This window comes from Rhodococcus sp. F64268, from assembly GCF_023015605.1.
Taxonomy (GTDB): Bacteria; Actinomycetota; Actinomycetes; order Mycobacteriales; family Mycobacteriaceae; genus Rhodococcus.
In genome coordinates, this window is sequence record NZ_JALKAI010000034.1 from 1 (window position 1) to 1668 (window position 1668).

A 1668-nucleotide genomic window follows, 5' to 3' on the forward strand; every position below is an offset into this window, starting at 1 on the left:
CACCAGGTGGTGAGGTCTGTTCGGCGGGTTCCTGCTTCACCGGGTCCGCGCATGCAAGCACACGTCTTACGCTCCCTCCACAGGCATTTACCCTCTCCACCAGCCCGGCGGCGAGCATCACATTCACAGCAGCGTTATAGTCCCGATCCAGCCTCATACCGCACGACGGACACACCCACACCCGCACATCCAACGGCTTCGCCCCGTCCCGCACCCCGCAACATGCGCATACCTGCGACGTCGGTTCCCGCCGGCCGATCGTGTGCGCCACCCGGCCATGCTCGGCGGCCTTGCCCTCGATCAACCGTCTGAGGGTCGACCAGCCTGCGTCGTGCACCGACTTGCCCATGCGGGTGCGGGCAAGCCCAGCCACCGACACTCCCTCGAGAGCGACCGCTTGGTTTTCGCGGATCAGCCGAAGAGCGAGCTTGTGGTGATGATCCAACCGCGTCTCGCGCACCTTCCGGTGCGCCGCGGCAACCTTTCGGCGGGCCTTGTCCCGATTCTTCGACCCTTTCATGGTGCGCGAGTANGCCCGTTGGGCGCGGACCAGCCGACGTTCCTTCGACCGCAACCAGCGGGGATTGGCAATCTTCTCGCGGGTCCCATCGTCGTAAACGATCGCCGCGACCGACTCGAGTCCGACGTCGATGCCCGCGCATCGGGTCGGCACCGGTGAGGGCACCAGCGCAGCGGGCACGGGTTCGTCGACGACGAAGGACACATAGTAGCGGCCGTCGGCCTCGCGGATCACCGTCACGCTCGACGGATCCGCCGGCAACGGTCGCGATGTCTCATACCGGACCCGCCCGATCTTCGGCAGGCGCACCAGCCCGATACCGCCGCCCGGCTCGAGAACCGCGAACCCGGCGTTGCGGGTGAACCGAGCGGACTGGCGATGTGTCCGCTTCTTGAACCGTGGCGCACCGACCTTGCGGCCCTTACGTTTGCCGGTGCGGGAGTCGAAGAAGTTCGCGTACGCGCGATGCAGGTCCGCCAGCGACTGTTGCAACGGCACCGAGGACACCTCCGCGAGCCACGCCCGTTCGGGGGTTGTTTTCGCGGCGGTCAGCGCCGCCGACAACTCGCTCTTGCTCGGGATCGACCGGCCGGCTTTGCGGGCGGATTCTCTGGCGGCGAGGGCGTCGTTGAACACGATCCGGCAGCACCCGAACAATCGAGACAGCTCCCTGTGCTGTTCCCCTGTGGGATAGGCGCGGTAGCGGTATCGCTTGAGCACTCCCCGACGATATCATTTGGTGTTGTGAATGAAGCGAGTCTTGTTAGAGCTGGTAGACACGCAGTGTGGGACTGTCATGCCCATTTGGTGTTTGTCACGAAGTACCGGCGTGGTGTGTTCACCGGCCCGATCTTGATGGACTGCGAGCGGATCATGCGGAAGGTGTGCGCCGACTTCGGGTGCGAGTTGCGGGAGTTCAATGGGGAAGACGACTACGTGCACTTGCTGGTGGAGTTCCCCGCGACGGTGCAGTTGTCGAAGCTGGTGAACTCGCTCAAGGGGGTGTCCTCGCGGCACCTGCGCCGTGACCATGCGGAGCATGTGTCTCGGTATCTGTGGGGCGGGCATTTATGGTCGCGGTCGTATTACTGCGGCACCGCAGGTGGTGCGCCCTTGTCCGTGATCGCCGAGTACGTGGAGTCCCAACG

General features: G+C 64.8%; 2 protein-coding genes. One reads left to right on the forward strand and one right to left on the reverse strand.

Annotated elements, in window-relative coordinates:
• Positions 1–1240: transposase (locus MWU77_RS24380; RefSeq protein WP_247275028.1), on the reverse strand; the 1240-nt coding region annotated here is incomplete at its 3' end.
• Positions 1241–1264: 24 nt separating this feature from the next.
• Between MWU77_RS24380 and tnpA the strand changes: the two genes are divergently transcribed.
• A partial coding sequence (gene tnpA / locus MWU77_RS24385; protein ID WP_247275029.1) for an IS200/IS605 family transposase occupies positions 1265–1668 on the forward strand: 404 nt, incomplete at its 3' end.